Below are 17,437 nucleotides of genomic sequence, written 5' to 3' on the forward strand. Positions count from 1 at the left end.
TTGTTTATTCCTCTATCTTTATTCCAAGGCTTTCTGCAATTTCTTCTATAGACATTCCGCTTGACTTAATAGCCTCCACGATCATCTTTTGGCTGAGTTTTTTCTTTCGGGGCTTTGGATTAAGAATATTATGCTTTTTCTCTTCCAGTGATTTAATGCACTTCGTATGATGGGCGATCTTCGAATCAATTTCTGCAATTATTTCTTCTTTTGTTCTGTGCTTGCGTTCGCTCATAATAGAGCCCCCTTTCATTTTATGTGATTAAATTGTACAACTTGGATCATAAAAAAGCAATCATATTATCAGACATTTTGTAATCTATGGATGTGATCTTATGAAAAATATTTTTGAAAAAGCAAGTTTAGAAAATGTACTTGCTGTTTTATTTTGCGGAATAACATGTGTAATTGCAGCAGCGACTGGACAAGAAAAAATTGTTTTTTCTATTGGTGGAGGTTTAATTGGATTCGTTAGTGGCTATATGAGAGGAACATCTGGAGATGAAAATTCGCAATCCAAAAGAAATAGAACTTCTAAAAAATAATACGTAATTTAGACTTGCACTTATAGGAGGTGCTTATGAACACATTATTAACCAATCCTTCAAACAGAGGCGGGCAAAGATCTACAGATCAAATTAAATATATCGTCATTCATTATACTGCCAATCGTGGAGATACTGCAAAAAATAATGCGGTATATTTTAATCGTGAAGTTGTTAAAGCTTCTGCTCATTATTTTGTAGATGAAAATGAGGTTTGGCAGTCTGTTCCAGATCATTATATTGCATGGCATTGCGGAGGAGGCTTGCAAGGAACAGGAGGTGCTTCGTTCCATAAAAAGTGCACTAATACAAATAGCGTCGGTATTGAGATGTGCTTACTTGATAGGAAAGGAAATATTCGAAATAAAACTATTGAGAAAGCAATCGAACTTACAAAAGAGCTAATGAAAAAATACAACGTTCCTGTTGATCGGGTTATCCGCCATTGGGACGTTACATCGAAATCTTGTCCCGCGCCAATGATTGGCACAAACAATTCTTTATGGAAGTCTTTCAAGGAAAAGTTAGTAAATCTCGAGGAGGAAAAAGATATGGTTAGATACAATACGTTTGAAGAAATCCCAGGGTATGCAAAGTCGGTAGTGAAAAAACTGATGGATCATAAAACTCTACGCGGTGACGGTAAAAATTTAGACTTGAGTGAGGATATGCTTAGAATGCTGGTCTTTAATGACCGTGAAGGATTGTACGATTGATTAACTCAGGAGGATACTTATGAATGCTCTCGTTTCGGTTATAATTGATAATTTTTGGTTTATATTTTCTGTTTTGCTTATAGTCTCTATCTTTGGATACCGAATTTATAATTTTTTCAAAGCTCCGACTGAACAGCAGCTCGCTCAAATCAAGGCTTGGCTGTTATCAGCGGTAATCTTGGCAGAAAAGGAATTTGGGGCGGGAACCGGAAAGTTGAAGCTGTCGATCGTGTATAATGAGTTTATAAGTAAATTCCCTTGGATCGCCAAAATTATGACGTTCGAATCTTTTAGTAGATACGTTGACGATGCGTTAGGTGAGATGAAAGAATTGTTGAATGATGACAACTATGCCAAACTGAATATTCAAAACGGAAGTGATAAGTAGTGGAACATATTTTAACTATAGATTTTTTCAAGAATATCTCTGCAATTATTGGCTTAATTCTTTCTTCTGTTTCTTTGCTTGCATTGGTTTCAAAAAATGTAAGAAACTTATTGTCTGGGATCGTAAGAAAATACGGAAGTGTTGACTCGACTGAAGAGAATATAAAAGAAATCAAGCATCTGTTAGAAAGTCATATTGAAGATGAAAAGATACATAAAGCTCAATTAAGCGAAACAATATCTACAATGATGGATTTTGCAGAAACCCAATGTCGATCAAATATAAAGAGTATATTTTATAAATATAAAGATAAACGTTGTCTCCCTATATATGAAAAGAAAACTTTAATCAATCTCAAAACATTGTATGTACATCGAATGAATAAAAATAGCTATGGAAAACTACTCCTTGATGAAATGGAACAATGGGATGTTGATTATAGTTCCCTTATAGATGGCGATGAGTAAAAATGAAAGGCGCACCTGTTAAAAGGTGCGCCTTTTTTTATCTGAACCAACCCAACTCATCAAAGAGCACACTAGCCATTGATAAGTCCTTCCAGTTCTTGTATTGTTTTATGATCTGTGTGCTTTATTAAATAAGGAATGCATTTTTGAAAGTTTTCCTTTCTTAAATTGATTAGCTCTCTTAAATCCTTCCAAACTATAATTTTCTGACCTCTCTCAGTTTTTAAAAAATTATATGCCCATACACATTCCCTCGCCCAGTAATCTTCAAAGGATTCATAATACTCTAAAATTATTTTTTTGCACAATGGAAGACAATCAATTCTTTTATTCGGCCATTTCATAGTTTTCTCTACTATGTTTTGGGTAACTCTTCTCGGCCTCCCTCCTCCTCCCTCGTAAATATCTTTGGCTATTTTTTTTACTAATGGAGCCATCTCCTTATCTATCGTTATCCAATTCTCTTTTGTTTTTCCTGTTCGGGTTGAATAATTTCTTGCTTTTGGGAGTGGCTTACTCCATTTACTTTTAGCTATAGAGTCATCCCATGTTTCAGGGGTGCATAGATCTTGAGGTGAGATGTCCAAAAAGTATGCGAGTTGGCAAACCCATAAAAAATTTGTATTATACCCTGTCAATATTTTTTGTAAGTGATACAACTCTTGAATACCTTGTGGAACATTATCTCCGAAGAATTTCAGGATATCTTCATATAAAAGAGCAACATGCTTTTTGCGCCCACCGCTCGATAGATACCGTGTTCCATCTAATTTAGAACTAATGAACATCCCAACGGATTCTGATTGCAAGAATCTAAATTCGAGGTAAAAGCACTGCATGAGGTATTCATCAAATCTCTGCTGCGCTTCGCTTGCACTTATATCATCGTCGCAGAATGTAGTTGTTGGAATGACATCTTCTGGAACGTGGAGTCTTGGAGATCTGCATTTGGAGATCTCTACTTTTGTATTTCTCAATTTACATTTATGTTTTGTACATGTCATTATTCCTCGTATTAGATGGCTTCGATGAAAATAGGTTTCGCCATACTTCTCCCGGTCTTCCTGAGCACATAAGGGGCAATACCGAACAACTCGAGTAGAGCTGCTTGTGGGAATAGATAACAGATTGTATGGGTCTCCCCCGCCACCTATTAAAGATTCTGTTGCTATCTTTTGACGATCTAAGTCTAAGAACCTTGCATACTGAGGAAACATAGTGTGCTCAAATATCAGCTTATCCATTGTGCAAATAGATTCTATAATTCTTTTTGCCTCTTGATTTATAGGGCCAATAAATTCAATATCTGCTGCACAATTTCTTTTTATGAAAATATCTTCTAACGCATTCACATAACAAGGATATCCAGAGTGAGCAAAATATCTTGCAAACCAGCTATACACCAATTCATCTTCATAAATCTCTGGAAAATATGAAATCATATCTCTACCTCAACCACGGCGAAATGTTGCTTCATTAAAACTACGATATCTACTTTGCTGATTTTAGATTCTGCCACAAGAGCATCTATTGACACATAATCCAATTCGCTATATTCTTCTCCATTCCCAAATTCACTCGGATTTTCCCCAAAAGCAGTTTTGGGATTTTTATTTTTGGGAAGTTGCATTTTGGGGATCGCGATGCTGCTAGTTTTCTTTTTGGGCGTTGTATTTGCAGTGATGTAATTATGAAGCATCTGAAATCTTTGATTATAGGCTTTCGTGAGGGTCTCTATCCCCAAGTATTCATCACCTTCTAGTATGGCAATTTCTTGTGCATCATGGAATAAACTAACCAAGGTGCTCGGGTTTCCTCTCGTATGCTCATATAGCCATGATATTATGCCATCAGTAATCTCTGACTCAATAGAGACATATTGATATGAGAACAATATGCTGCATAGCGCAGAAAACTCATTTCCGTATTCCATCGCTCCATATTGCAGACCAACGCTTCTTCGTGCCATTTGAAATGCGCTTTGATTTTGGGTAAAAAATGGAAGACACTCATTTGTTCCAACTAGAAGTATATTGCAGCTTGTGTTAATTAACTGCAGTATCATTCTGTATAATTGCTGGCCGGATTTATGCTGAACAATAAACTGTATTTCATCTATAATAAGCGTGCCAACAAACTGCTGGCAAAGTTGAGCCACCATTCCCAATATCTGCTGTGCATTCATCGTAGATTTTTGGCTCTTCTCATAATAATTTGTTCCTAAAGTTTCATCGATTGCTATTAAGATTTGACAGAGCAGTCCTTTATAATTACAGTCGAACGGAGTGCTCACAATCAAAGCTGGAATTAGCTTGCGATATGGCTTATCACACTCTATGATGCCTCCTAGTAAATTCATAGCTTTTCTTATGCATGTAGACTTCCCTATCCCGCTGCAGCCTATTACCGTTGCAGAAGTGGCTCCAGTTGCCACACCATGGAATTCTCCTGTTGTTGCCCATCTATGATTTTCATTTAATCGTTTGACTTCAGACATAGATCCTTTTTGACTAAAACTCATTGAAGTCATCATGTATAGCTTATGATAAATTTCTATTGCCATTTTACCGGGGATAAATACTTTGTAAATGTCCGAGAGCTTCATAAGCCTCACGCTTGCTTCTGCATCTCTTATGGTAGTGTTATAATCTGGCAAAACTGTTAATTCACTTCTAAGGGCTTCCCCAAATAACATATCTGGAAGCATAGCAGCATAATCGGCCATAGATCAATTATCCTCTCTCCTATTATCTTTAGATGTAGTCAGCTCCAGCGTGAGATTATGGCGTCTCTTACTTTTGTGAGATTGTTTTGTTATGCGTACATTCTTTATGTCAATATCTTTCCCATAATCTGTTTGCGCTGAAATCGCTTCAATATGTTGTATCAAATCTATTCTTGCTTGCATATTTTCTTTTTTGTGCTGCTGGGTCAATTGTTTTTGTCTTTCTTTAATGCATTGCGCGTCTTCCAGTTTCTTCCCTTCGAATCTAGCCTCTATTAAGTCAAACTGAATATACGTTCCATCCTTTATAAGCCAAACATGAGATACATCATCCGGATCGTATGCGACAACACATCTTTCTTGTTTAAGAAAATCTTCTGTAAATCCTTCCGCTTTATATCTGAGGTTATTTGCTTTAAGTCCCCATCGTGTAAATCTAGCAGCCGTTCTCGGAAGTAATGTCAATATCAAATCCTTCTGAGACACTTTAATCAAGTTAGATTCCTTTTGGGCTTTGCAATAATTCCATATATCATTCGCATGCGGGGTTATGCCATGATCTAACATCTCCTCAGAATATGGAAAGTTTTGAATGATTCGTTTTGTATTGTAGTAAATGATGCATCGTAGAAGAATCTCTTCAAACTGATCCATTGTAAGATTGGCATCTTTTCGATAATCTCTAACTCCTCGTTTTTTGAAGTCAGTATCGATCACTCCTTTGCCTTTTAAATGTGGTTTGAATAATTCTTGGAGGAAATTAAAAATTTGTTCTACTGGCCCTTTTAGCTCTGCTCTAAATGGCGGTAGGTTAATTACTCTACATCCCAACTCCGTAATTTGCTCCATATTGTACGACGTAAATTCTGCGCCCATATCTGTTACCAAGGTTCTCGGAATTTCCTGACAGTTCCAGTCTTCTTGTTCAATTAGAATTCCAAACTTCTTGCACCATTCCACTTTATTAGTAGCGCAATTAAGAAGTAGTTCCCGTATAGAATACATCCCTCCTTCCCACAGAAGCGCGTAGCCGCACAACAGGCTGCTAAACGCATCCACACACGTTATAAGAATAGGACGTCCTACAAGGCTTCTAGAGTCATCACATAGGTATATATCGCATATCGTAGCATCCAACATTCCAGTTCCAATTTCAGGAGCGAACTGCTGCACGCCATCTCCAAGAAGAGGTCTGCTATTCATCTCATAATTTTTTATTCCATCTCGACTGATGTATTCTTTTTGTAAGGATCGTGTTTTTCTATAAAAATATCGAAATTGATGGATCGATGGGTACTCTGAATACAAGTTGCCTAGAGAGTCAGTATACTTGGTTTTCAACATCATGATATATGCGTTCATGAGTGTGTTTTTTCTTCTCGTATAATAAAACTTGTTTAATGCCCATCTAATATTTTTTTGATCCTGAGTGAGTGAAGTTTCAAGGTGGGATTTTTGAGGAGCCAATGCTCCTACATTCTGATAAGCTAGATACGTGCACAAATAATTTGAAACTGTTCTTTTGCTCAAATTATTTTTTTCAGCTACTGCTTTTATAGCCTTCGTCCTCATGTGATCATCAGAAATGAATGGAATAATTCCACAGATGATGTTGTATCTTCTATGTGCTTCCTTTTGGCTTTTGGGATCTAACAATTCTAAACTACAAGTTTTCCTGTTCGCTCTTTTTAGTAGTTCTTCCTCTGTGCAGAGATCATCCCGGTCTGGAGAAATATCAATCCACTTTGGCATTGTAAGTCTGAGACAATCGATACAGAAATACTTTTCATTATCTGTTTCCAGGACTCTATAAATGCTCCCACCTGCTAAGATCAATGAATTCCGTTTAAGGTTGTCCTTCATGGTATTCCTCCTTGTTGGTCACAATTCCCCAATTGCTAATACCATGTTTTGCCCAGAACTTTCGGCTTTCTTCTAATTCCTTAACAGTTTTGGGTTTTATCAAATGTTTTCTTTGAACGCATTCTCTAACCATATATGTGCTGTCTGATAGTTTGCATACGAAATCCGATGTGTACTCTCCGAGTTCAAGACCTTCCATTGGCATATTGCAAATTATCTCTGTGACCTTCGGATCATTTTCTAAAATATCTCCGTAAGCAGATTGGATGTCTCCAAAAAATCTACAGGTCTCTTTGGACTTTGTAAGCTCTTTTTTTTCGCAGCGTCCTTTGTAGTTCTTCTTCTGCATATTTGTGTCCTCCAATAATCAGGCTGCTCTTCTGTTAATCTTTGTGTTGAGATCACCTCCCAATATTAGTTAGACATTTTTAAACTCCCAAAAATCAATTTGTTTTTGGGGATGTTTTTCCCAAAAACGTAATTTTGGGGAATGTTTTTCCCAAAAACGTAATTTTTGGGGATAGCCTTTTCCCAAAAACGTAATTTTTGGGGGATAGCCTTTTCCCAAAAACGCAGTTTTGGGGATACTCTTTTCCCAAAAACGATTTTTGGGGAGTAGACTCCCAAAAATCATCTTCTCCAAAATACAGTTTTGGGGAAATGTCTTACACTTCCTGTTGGAAAATATCGCCTTCCCAAAAACACAGTTTTGGGAAAATATTGCCTTCCCAAAAACGCATTTTTGGGAACAGGAATCTGCTATTTTTATGTATAATCAATAAAATGGAAGGAGACTTTATAGCTATTTTGCTATCAAATCATCAATACCACTCTTGAAAATTCCCCCCAAATTTGCATTTTTGGGAAAACTCTATGTATTGGTGCAAGGTCATTTTCACGCAAAATGCGAATTCGTTTTCCATGGCACCAATTTTTCGTGGTTTATATCCTAAATAAAAACGCAATTTTATCTAGTGTATTCTGGTCGTTTTTGAATAAAAAAAAGACCCTGAGCAACAAAACTCAAGGTCTTTCTTCTAATGCCTTATTTAATTATGTGCAGCCTCAGTGAAAATCATTTTGCACATTGAGGGAAAATCGGGTTGCACCATAACATCTGAAATTATTCCCACTCGATGGTTGCCGGGGGCTTGGAGGTGATGTCATACACAATACGGTTGATATGCTTAACCTCATTTACGATGCGAACCGAAACACGGTCCAGAACCTCATAGGGGATTCGAGCCCAGTCAGCAGTCATAAAGTCAGAAGTCGTTACGCCTCTGAGTGCAAGGGTGTAATCATAGGTACGACCGTCACCCATAACACCAACCGAACGCATGCCAGTCAGTACAGCAAAGTACTGGTTGATGCTGCGATCCAGACCAGCCTTCGCGATCTCCTCGCGGAAGATCCAGTCAGCTTCCTGCAGGATTGCAACCTTGTCCGGAGTAACCTCACCCAGAACACGAATGCCGAGACCCGGACCCGGGAACGGCTGACGCCAAACCAGATAATCCGGCAGGCCAAGCTCCAGACCCATAGCACGTACTTCATCCTTAAACAGCAGGCGAAGCGGCTCAATGAGTTCCTTAAAGTCAACAACGCTCGGCAGACCGCCAACATTGTGGTGGCTCTTAATCACTGCGCTATCTCCCAGACCAGACTCAATTACGTCAGGATAAATGGTACCCTGTACGAGAAAATCAACCGCACCAATCTTGCGCGCTTCATCCTCGAATACACGAATGAACTCTTCGCCGATTGCCTTACGCTTATCCTCGGGGTCGCTCAGTCCCTTCAGCTTATTGAAGAAACGATCCTGCGCATTTGCGCGAACAAAATTAGAATCGAAACGAGTTGCGAAAGCCTGCTCTACCTCGTCACCCTCATTTTTGCGCATCAGACCGGTATCTACAAAGACACAAGTCAGCTGACGGCCAACAGCCTTGGAAACCAGTGCAGCAACAACAGAAGAGTCTACGCCACCAGAAAGTGCACACAGAACCTTACCGTCGCCCACCTTCTCACGGATGGCCTCTACCTGCTGCTCGATGTAGCGAGTCATGGTCCAGTCACCGGTGCAGCCACATACATCATACAGGAAGTGACCCAGCATATCCGTACCGTGCGGCGTATGATTTACTTCCGGGTGGAACTGAACGCCGTAGAAGTTCTTCTCTGCACACTCCATTGCAGCAGTCGGGCAGGTATCGGTCGTAGCGGTAACACGGAAACCTTCCGGAACCTGCGAGATAAAGTCGGTATGGCTCATCCAGCAGATTTCTTCAGATTCCAGATCAGAGAACAGCTTGCTGCTCTTATCCAGCTTGACGCGGGTCTTACCGTACTCGCTCTTCTCCGCAGCATTGGATACGGTGCCGCCCAGTACGTGTGCCATAAGCTGGCAGCCGTAGCAGATACCCAGTACCGGGATGCCCAGTTCAAAGATCTCGCGACCACAGCGCGGAGAGGTCTCCTCGTATACGCTGTTGGGGCCGCCGGTAAAGATAATACCGACCGGATTCATTGCCTTAATCTCCTCGAGAGGAGTCTTATAGGACTTTACTTCACAGTAAACATGGTGTTCACGCACGCGGCGTGCAATAAGCTGGTTATACTGGCCACCAAAGTCCAGCACCAGAACAAGCTGATGATGCTCCATGCGTTATATTCCTCCAAATCATTCTTTTGCTTAGATAAAATTATGCCATATTTTGCGCGTTCGGGCAAGACCTTTTCTGCTAGAAATTAAATTTTGCTGAAGCGCACAAAAATAAAGCGTTCATTCTGATCAAGGTTGCGTATGGGATTCGTTCGAACTGGAAACACTTTGACTAAACTCTTATAAAAGGATGGATTGCAATGAATACATTGACCCGAAAGGGAATTTTATCCCTGGCCTGCATCCTGGCTTTCATTATGCCTTCTGCAGCTTTTTGGCGGGATGAAGTGCAGGCATTGGCAGAAGAGACTTTGCTGAGTTCTTCTGTCGGACATGCACCGGTCGTTCAAACCGTCGAAACGAAGACCGTGAAAGACGTTATGGTGCATATTCCCCTTGCAGCAACCGATCCCGACGGCGATACCGTGACGCTGAAGCTGATCGATCAGCCTCGGCTGGGCACCGCTGCTTTTGAAAACGGAAACCTGATTTACACGCCGGCAGCAGGCAAAACCGGCACTGACCAGTTCTCTTACTGTGCTGTCGATGTCATGGGCAATGAATCAGAACCGGCTCGTATTTCGGTCAAGATCGAAAAGAACAGTTCAGGCATCACTTATGCAGACATGACATACAATCCCAATCACTTAGCTGCTGTTCGATTGGCACAAGAAGAACTCTTTCTCGGTGAAAAAGTCGGCAGTGCTTATTTCCTGCATCCGACACAGACCGTCACACGCAACGAATTTATTGCAATGGCTGCCGCAGCTGCCGATCTGGAACTCGAAGATACGACCGTAACCGATTTTCAAGATGACAGTGCCCTTTCCCCGTGGGTTAAGCCCTATATCAGCGCAGCAGCAGAAGCCGGCCTGATTCAAGGATATCAGACTGCGTCCGGTAACGCGGAGATTCGCGGCGAACGTGCAATCACGATTTCAGAAGCCGCTGTCATCGTATCCAATCTGATGGCACAGCAGCAAATTCCGACCGTTGCACCAACAAGCGGTACCATCTCTTACCGTGTTGTTCCCGCGTGGGCAGAGTCCGCAGTCAGCACACTGGATGCTGCCGATATTCTCCCCACCTCCGAACTGGACAGCGCCGAGCCGCTGACCCGTGAAACAGCATGTGTCATGCTCTATCGCGTTCTGTGTCTGGCAGATGAAAACTGAATCCCATAACAGGCGAGTATATCACTCGCCTGTTTTTTTAATCTTTCACGCGCAAGGACTCGATCAATGCCTCATCCGGTGTCACAAACGCTGTTTGATAGACATGATAGATCACAAATCCGGGCTTTGCACCAGAAGGCTTTTTCAGATTGCGCACTTCGGTATAGTCGACCGGCACCAGAGACGACGTTCTTGCCTTGGAATGATACGCTGCAATCATAGCTGCCTGCGTCATCGCTTCATCTGTCGGCTGCTTTCCGTCGGTAATTAAAATCACATGCGAACCGTGAATTTTCTGCGTATGGAACCAGATGTCACTCTTAAATGCGGTCTTCATACTCAAAAGATCATTCTGCAAGTTATTCTTACCGGCCCAGACTGAAAATCCATCTGTTGTGCGATACTCATACGGTGCAGATCGCGCTGGCTTCTGTCTGCGCATATTGCGCTGCTGCTTGTGCGAGAGCACGCCCGTCTGCGTGAGTTCTTCACGCAGCTGCGCCAGATCAGCTTCATTTTCCGCTTCATCGATGGAAGCGAGCACGCTTTCCAAATAATCCAGTTCCTGTGTGCCCTGCTCAATCTGCTCGGTAAGCATCTGCTCGGCTGTTTTCGCCTTATTATACAGTTTAAAGTATTTCTGTGCATTCTGCTGCGGTGTCAGGCGTACATCCAGGGAGATTTCGATTTCCGGACATTCCGGGTCATAATAATCGATTACCTTTGCCGTACGCATGCCCTTTTCCAGCTGATAAAAATTCGCAGAAATCAGTTCGCCTTTTCGCTTATACTTTTCACGATCATGGGTTTTGGTCAGTTCCTGACGCTGTGCAGCCAGCTTTCGTACCAGACGATCACGGGCTGCGGTAACCGTGCGCAGCATATCACCAGCTTTACGGTGCATACGCTCGGTCTGACCTTTTTTCTCATAAAATGCCGCGAGCAGAGAAGAGAAATCCGGCTTGGTGTCCAAGCGCATCAGCGTGCCGTACTGCGTAATGGGCAGGCAGGTAAAGTCAAAGACTGTTTTATCCTCTGCTTTGACAAGCAGATAAGGCCGCGCCTTGTCTTCCCGAACATAGCTCAGAAAATCCTCAAACACCTCGCAGAGCTTCGTGCGATCTTCGGCAGAGAGCATGCTGACCGGCTTTCCGGTCTCCCCTGTCGCACGGTATGCGATTTCCCGGCACAATAGCGGTGATAAACCACAGAAAGAAGAGAGCAGCCACTTATCCAGCCCCATCTCTCCTTCTGCCTGACTGACCGCGGCTGCGATTCCGGCGCCCGAAACCGTGAGCGGGTCTACCTTATGCTCTTGCGCCGGCGGCATTCGATAGAACAACCCGGGCAGAATCTGTCGTTTTCCTGAGATATCTCCATCAATACGACGAATGGAATCGATGATACGGTCGTCCTCTCCCTTGAGGATGAGGTTGGAATACTTACCCATGAGCTCTGCGATCAGATACCGTTTGACCGGTACGCCCATTTCATCGTTGGTGTCCAATTCCAGAACCGCCATACGCTCGAGCGAGGGTTGGGTCAGCGATACAATCTTAGCGCCCTGAATGTGCTTGCGCAGCAGCATACAAAACATGGGCGGTGTTGCCGGGTTTTCGCGGTTTTGCTCAATGAGATGAATACGCGGCGCTGACGGCGAGGCAGAAAACAATAATCTGCATGCGCCCTGACCGCCACGCAGCTGAAGCACAATTTCTTCGCGGTCGGGCTGATATACCTTTTCGATTCGTGCACCTGCGATTCGTGTATTCAGCTCAGAGAGCACGGCACGCAGGCATACAGCGTCTAATGGCATAAATTCATTTTCTCCTTATACGAATTGAATACAATCCCGGTGATCCTCGGAAACCATAGCGGTAACCGTTGGGAAGCAGCGTCCGAGATGTTCTGCGAATGTCTTCGCAATGGGGTTCTCTGTGGGAAAATGCCCGGCGTCCACCAAAGTCAGTCCCAAAGACTGTGCACGCTGCATGATATCATACGAGCAATCGCCGATGACAAAGGCATCTGCACCTTTAGCTAGTGCACAATCCATCATCTTGCCGCATGCACCGCCGCCGACTGCAACACGGCGAATCGGCTTACCGCCATCGGTGAAGCGCACACCACCCGCGTCCAGAGAGTCTTTGACGTACTCTGCAAAGATCTTCGGCGACATACGCGCAGGCAGATCACCCACACGGCCCAGCATCTTATTTTCGCCCGCTTCCATATTAATGACATTGGACAGACCAAGTGCTGTGGCCAGTGCATCGTTTACGCCGCCCTTGGCACAATCGGCATTGGTATGCATGCAGATGACGGCAATATCATGGCGAATGACTTGACGGAGTGCGCGTCCGGTTGCGTCATCCTCGGTTACACAATGCACCGACGTAAAGATCAGCGGATGGTGTGCAACCACCACTTGTGCATCGCGGCGAATGGCCTCTGCAATGACATCCTCTGTCGCGTCCAGTGCGCACAGGATGCGCTCGACCTTCCGGGTTCGGTCTCCGGTCATCAGTCCGCAATTATCCCAGCTTTCTGCCAATTCATAGGGTGCAAACAGCTCCAGGCAATGCAATACATCATTTACAGTTGGCATGTTAATCCCTCCAATGCACGTGAAATGGTTTGTACAACCGTTCTCTGTGCTTCTATCATCGCGGCATCTGTATTCTGTCCCTGCTCCATGCCAGACAACGCACGGTTTTCTCGCGCATAGAGCGCCTGGAGATACGCCATAGCGCCTGGTGCGCGCAGCAAGGCATCGGACAGCACACAAGCCTCCAGCGGCTTATCCTGACGCTCTGCGCCGCCGCAAACCGTCCAGATCAAGTAGTAACGGTGTCCTTCTTGACACACCGTTTCTTCCTGAATGCAATATCCATGTGCCCACAGCCATTGTCTGAGCTGCGACAGCATGGTCATGGGCTGCAGGAGCAAAGTATGCTTCCCGTCTGCCGTCCACGGTGCAGCTTCCAAAATCGCTGCAATGGTTTCACCGCCCATACCTGCAATCGAGATAGTATCACATTCATCGGGCGCAATTCCTTCCAGTCCACTGGCCAGTCGGAAGCTCACGCGGTCGGTCAGTCCATGAAACCGTGCATTGTCCCGCGCGTGATCGAGCGGGCCTTCACGCAGATCAGACGCGATTGCGCAGGTTAAGCGATTCTGCGTCAGCAGCCACAGCGGCAAATGTCCATGATCGGTGCCAATATCCGCCAGTCGTGCGCCCTGCGGTACCCGGTCGGCAATCGCTTGCAGGCGCGGTGTTAAAGTCAAATTTTCTTTGGTTCGTTCGGTCATTCTGTCATCCTATGATCTGAAAAAACAAGGCCGACAGCGGACTGTCGGCCTGCGTTTGTCTGATTATTCACCCAGGAATGCGTTGATCTGTGCAACCAGCTCGTCCGCATTGGTGCCATGCACCATGCAAGCCTCCTCGATGCTCTCGCCCTGAGAGGACGGGCAACCCAGGCAATGCATACCCATATCCAGGAAATACTTTGCGGTGTTGATATCACGTGCGAGAACCTCGCCAATCGTGGTCTTCTTCGTAACTGCAGCCATAATAGACCTCCTGCAAAATTCTGAAATAATTTGATTATATTATACTGCCCCTGTCCACAAATTTCAATACCGGAAATGTAAGAACTTACAAAGAAAGGGAGCGAAAACCGAATTGGTCTTCGCTCCCTGACAAATCAAATGGAAATTAGCCCTGCGCCTTCATCTTAGCGAAGCACTCGCTGCAGTATACGGGGCGATCGGACTTGGGCTCAAACGGAACTCTTGCCTCACCGCCGCAGGCTGCGCAGGTTGCAGTGAAGAATTCACGCGGGCCGCGAGCTGCGTTCTTGCGAGCGTCACGGCACTTCTTGCAGCGCTGGGGCTCATTCTGGAAGCCGCGCTCTGCGTAGAACTCCTGCTCACCAGCAGTGAATACGAATTCCTCGCCGCATTCCTTGCATACTAAAGTCTTGTCCTGATACATGATTACTACCTCTCTTTGATTACCTTGGTCCCTATACCCTTTTTGCGTTGCAGAAATGCTAGGAACAACTGGATTGTATTGCGAACAAGGAATTGTTCCTTGTTTCCGCCTAGAAATAATTGGGTATTGTCACAGACGTTCTGCTTTCTGATGGACGCGCTGCATGGCGTTTGCCACGGATTTACGCGATTTTCCGATCTTGCAAGCAATCTCGTCGTATGACAAGCCATATAAATATAGCTGCAGAACCTGGGCCTCAAAATGCGAGAGAAGATCAAAGAGACGTTCCAACGTTTCTTTGTGTTCCTCACGACCGATGATAAACGCTTCGGGATCGGAAATACAAGAAACGGAGGGATAGGATTTCAAATCTTCGAACGGAGGTTTATCAAGCGAAACGGCTTGGCTTAACGGTTCGTGTTTGCGTGCCGCATTGCTTCGCATAAACGAACGCAGACGACGCTCCACACATAGACGAGCATAAGCTGGAAACGGGACTCCCTTCTGCGGCGAAAAACTTTCAATTGCAAAAAAGAGTGCCAATAATCCTTCTTGAATCATGTCCTCTACATCGGCACCGCGCAGCGTAAACATATGCGCCTGTGCTCGTACCATGCGACCATAATCGCGCAGCAAGCATTCTAACGCTTCGCTGTCCCCCTGCTGTGCCGCCCTGAGAACATCATTTTCGTCATTTTTACCGATATTCCAATTCATTTGCTCGGTTCCATTTGCCATCTTGTCTATCATTATATAAGGCATCCATAGATTTGTCAAGCAATTTTGTGAAAAATAGATTTTCCTGACACAAATCCACAAAATATATTTGTGCGCATTTTACAATTCCCTGACAAATTTATTCTACTGTGACCGATTTTGCCAGATTACGCGGCTTATCGACATCGCAGCTGCGCTCAACGGCAACATAATATGCAAGAAGCTGTAACGGAACGATGGACAGCGATGCGGAGAACAAAGCGGGACATTCCGGCAGGCGAACAACATGTCGGCATGCACTTTCATCACCCGAAAAGTCCGATCCTGCAATCAGGATAACCTCTGCACCGCGCGAAGTAACCTCTCGAATGTTAGACACCGTTTTCTCATAGAGCTCGGGCTGTGTTGCCAGTGCAACAACCAGCGTACCGTCTTCGATCAGCGAGATCGTACCGTGCTTGAGCTCACCTGCCGCGTATGCCTCGGAGTGAATGTACGAAATCTCCTTGAGCTTGAGCGATGCTTCCATAGCAGCGGCATAGTCGAGGCCACGTCCCAAGAAGAACACACTGCTTCGGTTATGATATCTGGTTGCCAGATACTGCATGGTCTGCTTGCACTCCAGCATTTTCTCCAGCATCTCGGGCAGCGCCTGAAGCTGGTCACAGAATGCACGCTGCTCTTCTTCATTCATTTTGCCACGCGCGTAGGCCAATCTTCCTGCAATCAGATAGAGTGCCGCGAGCTGCGCAGAATATGCCTTGGTGGTTGCAACCGAAATCTCCGGGCCTGCCCAAGTGTACAGAACGCCATCCGCCTCGCGGGCAATGGTCGAGGAAACCACATTGACAATCGCGATTGCAAACGCACCTGCCTCCTTCGCCTGACGCATTGCCGCCAGCGTGTCGGCAGTCTCACCCGACTGGCTGATGACGATGCACAGATCATCCGGCTCGACGATCGGGTTTTCGTAACGGAACTCCGATGCGACACGTGCCGTGCAGCGTACGCGGCCGATCGTCTCAATGACGCGCTGACCTACAATACCTGCATGCAGTGCCGAACCACAGCCAATGATATGCACATGATTGGCTTTTTTCAAGCGGTCATCGGTCAGGCCGTTCTCTTCAAATACGATCTGACCGTCACGGATACGAGGCTGGATGGTCTGCGCAATTGCGCGGGGCTGCTCCATGATCTCCTTGATCATAAAGTGCTCGTAACCGCCCTTTTCGGCTGCGGACATATCCCAGGTAACCGTACGTACTTCCTTCTCAATCGGTTCGCCAAATGCATTGAAGACCTGCACGCTGTCCGGACGAATAATTGCAACCTCATTGTCGTCCAAAATCATATACTTACGGGTGCGGCGAATGATCGCAGTCACATCGGACGCGATCATATTCTCTCCGTCGCCCAGACCAATGACCAGCGGGTTGTCGCGACGCGCTGCAACAATTTCATCCGGTCGATCAAGCGAGACAACACCCAGTGCGTAAGAGCCGCGTACGCGGTGAATTGCACGCAGTACCGTCTTGGCAATATCTCCATCCTGAGATTCCTTGTGCAGATCGGCAATCAGGTGCGCTACGGTCTCGGTATCGGTCTCCGAACGGAATACATAGCCGCGTGCGGTCAGATGCTCACGCAGTTCCAGATAATTTTCGATAATGCCGTTATGAACGACTGCAATTTTACCGTCGCCGCCCAAATGCGGATGCGAGTTTGCGTCGGACGGTTCGCCATGGGTTGCCCAGCGCGTATGGCCAATACCGCAGGTGCAGTGCAGTCCGCCTGCCTCGCGCACCTTTTCCTCCAGAGCGTCGATGCGTCCACGGGTCTTGATAACACGCAGGCCATCCTCGGTCATTGCCGCAATACCGGCAGAATCATAACCACGATATTCCAGCGCATGCAGTCCTTTAATCAGGATCGGCAGTGCATTTTCTCTTCCTGTAAAACCAACAATACCACACATTTGTGTTTAGTCCTCCAATAGTTTAACGCGATAAAGATCTAAAAAAGGGTATAAAAATAGTGGGTCATGCGAAGACGCTCTGTTTCCGGGATCACTCCCGGGGTTTACACGTCCTGCTAACGACCGGCTCACTCGCGGCCGAAGGGTCATCCGCCGAATTTTCGATCAACCCTTACCTCGTCCACTGCGAAACGG

The 17,437-nt window shown here is 45.0% G+C and carries 19 protein-coding genes; 5 read left to right on the forward strand and 14 right to left on the reverse strand.

Annotated features, from left to right (window positions below):
- Positions 1-4: 4 nt before the first annotated feature.
- Entirely contained in the window at positions 5-235 is a 231-nt protein-coding gene (locus B5D52_RS06435) for a hypothetical protein (RefSeq protein ID WP_016146794.1), read from the reverse strand.
- Positions 236-335: 100 nt separating this feature from the next.
- Between B5D52_RS06435 and B5D52_RS15890 the strand changes: the two genes are divergently transcribed.
- The 4 genes from B5D52_RS15890 to B5D52_RS06450 are packed head-to-tail and all read left to right on the forward strand — an operon-like array spanning position 336 to position 2,116.
- On the forward strand, positions 336-545 hold the full coding sequence (locus B5D52_RS15890) for a hypothetical protein (RefSeq protein ID WP_143149483.1): 210 nt from the start codon (positions 336-338) through the stop codon (positions 543-545).
- 35 nt (positions 546-580) lie between these two features.
- Entirely contained in the window at positions 581-1,261 is a 681-nt protein-coding gene (locus B5D52_RS06440) for a peptidoglycan recognition protein family protein (protein ID WP_016146795.1), read from the forward strand.
- A gap of 19 nt (positions 1,262-1,280) precedes the next feature.
- Positions 1,281-1,649 carry a hypothetical protein gene (locus tag B5D52_RS06445; protein ID WP_016146796.1) on the forward strand — a complete coding sequence of 123 codons (369 nt, stop codon included), beginning with the start codon at positions 1,281-1,283 and terminating at the stop codon, positions 1,647-1,649.
- Entirely contained in the window at positions 1,649-2,116 is a 468-nt protein-coding gene (locus tag B5D52_RS06450) for a hypothetical protein (protein WP_016146797.1), read from the forward strand. The genes B5D52_RS06445 and B5D52_RS06450 overlap by 1 nt, the downstream gene beginning before the upstream one ends.
- 71 nt (positions 2,117-2,187) lie before the next feature.
- On the opposite strand, the gene B5D52_RS06455 is transcribed toward B5D52_RS06450, so the two are convergent.
- The 6 genes from B5D52_RS06455 to guaA form a co-directional block, all read right to left on the reverse strand.
- Complete coding sequence (locus B5D52_RS06455; protein WP_016146798.1) at positions 2,188-3,558, reverse strand: TniQ family protein; 1,371 nt, start codon at positions 3,556-3,558, stop codon at positions 2,188-2,190.
- On the reverse strand, positions 3,555-4,841 hold the full coding sequence (locus B5D52_RS06460; protein WP_016146799.1) for an ATP-binding protein: 1,287 nt from the start codon (positions 4,839-4,841) through the stop codon (positions 3,555-3,557). The genes B5D52_RS06455 and B5D52_RS06460 overlap by 4 nt, the downstream gene beginning before the upstream one ends.
- 3 nt (positions 4,842-4,844) lie before the next feature.
- Positions 4,845-6,704 (reverse strand): Mu transposase C-terminal domain-containing protein, encoded by a 1,860-nt coding sequence (locus tag B5D52_RS06465; RefSeq protein ID WP_016146800.1) that lies wholly within the window; start codon positions 6,702-6,704, stop codon positions 4,845-4,847.
- A complete protein-coding gene (locus B5D52_RS06470) occupies positions 6,688-7,053 on the reverse strand; it encodes a hypothetical protein (RefSeq protein WP_016146801.1) in 366 nt (121 codons plus the stop codon). The genes B5D52_RS06465 and B5D52_RS06470 overlap by 17 nt, the downstream gene beginning before the upstream one ends.
- A 69-nt stretch (positions 7,054-7,122) precedes the next feature.
- Positions 7,123-7,347: a hypothetical protein gene (locus B5D52_RS16330; protein ID WP_147535079.1), complete on the reverse strand. Its 225-nt coding sequence runs from the start codon at positions 7,345-7,347 to the stop codon at positions 7,123-7,125.
- Between the two features lie 480 nt (positions 7,348-7,827).
- Positions 7,828-9,369 (reverse strand): glutamine-hydrolyzing GMP synthase, encoded by a 1,542-nt coding sequence (gene guaA / locus B5D52_RS06480; protein ID WP_016146802.1) that lies wholly within the window; start codon positions 9,367-9,369, stop codon positions 7,828-7,830.
- Positions 9,370-9,569: 200 nt separating this feature from the next.
- Between guaA and B5D52_RS06485 the strand changes: the two genes are divergently transcribed.
- Entirely contained in the window at positions 9,570-10,544 is a 975-nt protein-coding gene (locus B5D52_RS06485) for an Ig-like domain-containing protein (protein ID WP_016146803.1), read from the forward strand.
- 37 nt (positions 10,545-10,581) lie between these two features.
- Here the strand turns inward: B5D52_RS06485 and B5D52_RS06490 are convergent, their stop codons facing one another.
- From B5D52_RS06490 to glmS, 7 genes are all read right to left on the reverse strand, one after another.
- Positions 10,582-12,360 carry an Rqc2 family fibronectin-binding protein gene (locus B5D52_RS06490; protein WP_016146804.1) on the reverse strand — a complete coding sequence of 593 codons (1,779 nt, stop codon included), beginning with the start codon at positions 12,358-12,360 and terminating at the stop codon, positions 10,582-10,584.
- A 15-nt stretch (positions 12,361-12,375) separates the two neighbouring features.
- Positions 12,376-13,152: a Nif3-like dinuclear metal center hexameric protein gene (locus B5D52_RS06495; protein ID WP_016146805.1), complete on the reverse strand. Its 777-nt coding sequence runs from the start codon at positions 13,150-13,152 to the stop codon at positions 12,376-12,378.
- Positions 13,140-13,859 carry a tRNA (adenine(22)-N(1))-methyltransferase gene (locus B5D52_RS06500; RefSeq protein WP_016146806.1) on the reverse strand — a complete coding sequence of 240 codons (720 nt, stop codon included), beginning with the start codon at positions 13,857-13,859 and terminating at the stop codon, positions 13,140-13,142. Before B5D52_RS06500 ends, B5D52_RS06495 begins: the two co-directional genes overlap by 13 nt.
- Positions 13,860-13,922: 63 nt before the next feature.
- Positions 13,923-14,123 carry a DUF1858 domain-containing protein gene (locus tag B5D52_RS06505; RefSeq protein ID WP_016146807.1) on the reverse strand — a complete coding sequence of 67 codons (201 nt, stop codon included), beginning with the start codon at positions 14,121-14,123 and terminating at the stop codon, positions 13,923-13,925.
- A 145-nt stretch (positions 14,124-14,268) separates the two neighbouring features.
- The gene (locus B5D52_RS06510; RefSeq protein ID WP_016146808.1) at positions 14,269-14,547 is read right to left on the reverse strand and encodes a zinc-ribbon domain containing protein; all 279 of its coding nucleotides are present in this window, start codon (positions 14,545-14,547) and stop codon (positions 14,269-14,271) included.
- Positions 14,548-14,676: 129 nt separating this feature from the next.
- A complete protein-coding gene (locus B5D52_RS06515) occupies positions 14,677-15,297 on the reverse strand; it encodes a sigma-70 family RNA polymerase sigma factor (protein ID WP_016146809.1) in 621 nt (206 codons plus the stop codon).
- A 106-nt stretch (positions 15,298-15,403) separates the two neighbouring features.
- Positions 15,404-17,242 (reverse strand): glutamine--fructose-6-phosphate transaminase (isomerizing), encoded by a 1,839-nt coding sequence (gene glmS, locus B5D52_RS06520; RefSeq protein WP_016146810.1) that lies wholly within the window; start codon positions 17,240-17,242, stop codon positions 15,404-15,406.
- Positions 17,243-17,437 lie beyond the last annotated feature (195 nt).

It is taken from the genome of Butyricicoccus pullicaecorum DSM 23266, from assembly GCF_900167005.1.
GTDB classification, from domain to species: Bacteria; Bacillota; Clostridia; order Oscillospirales; family Butyricicoccaceae; genus Butyricicoccus; species Butyricicoccus pullicaecorum.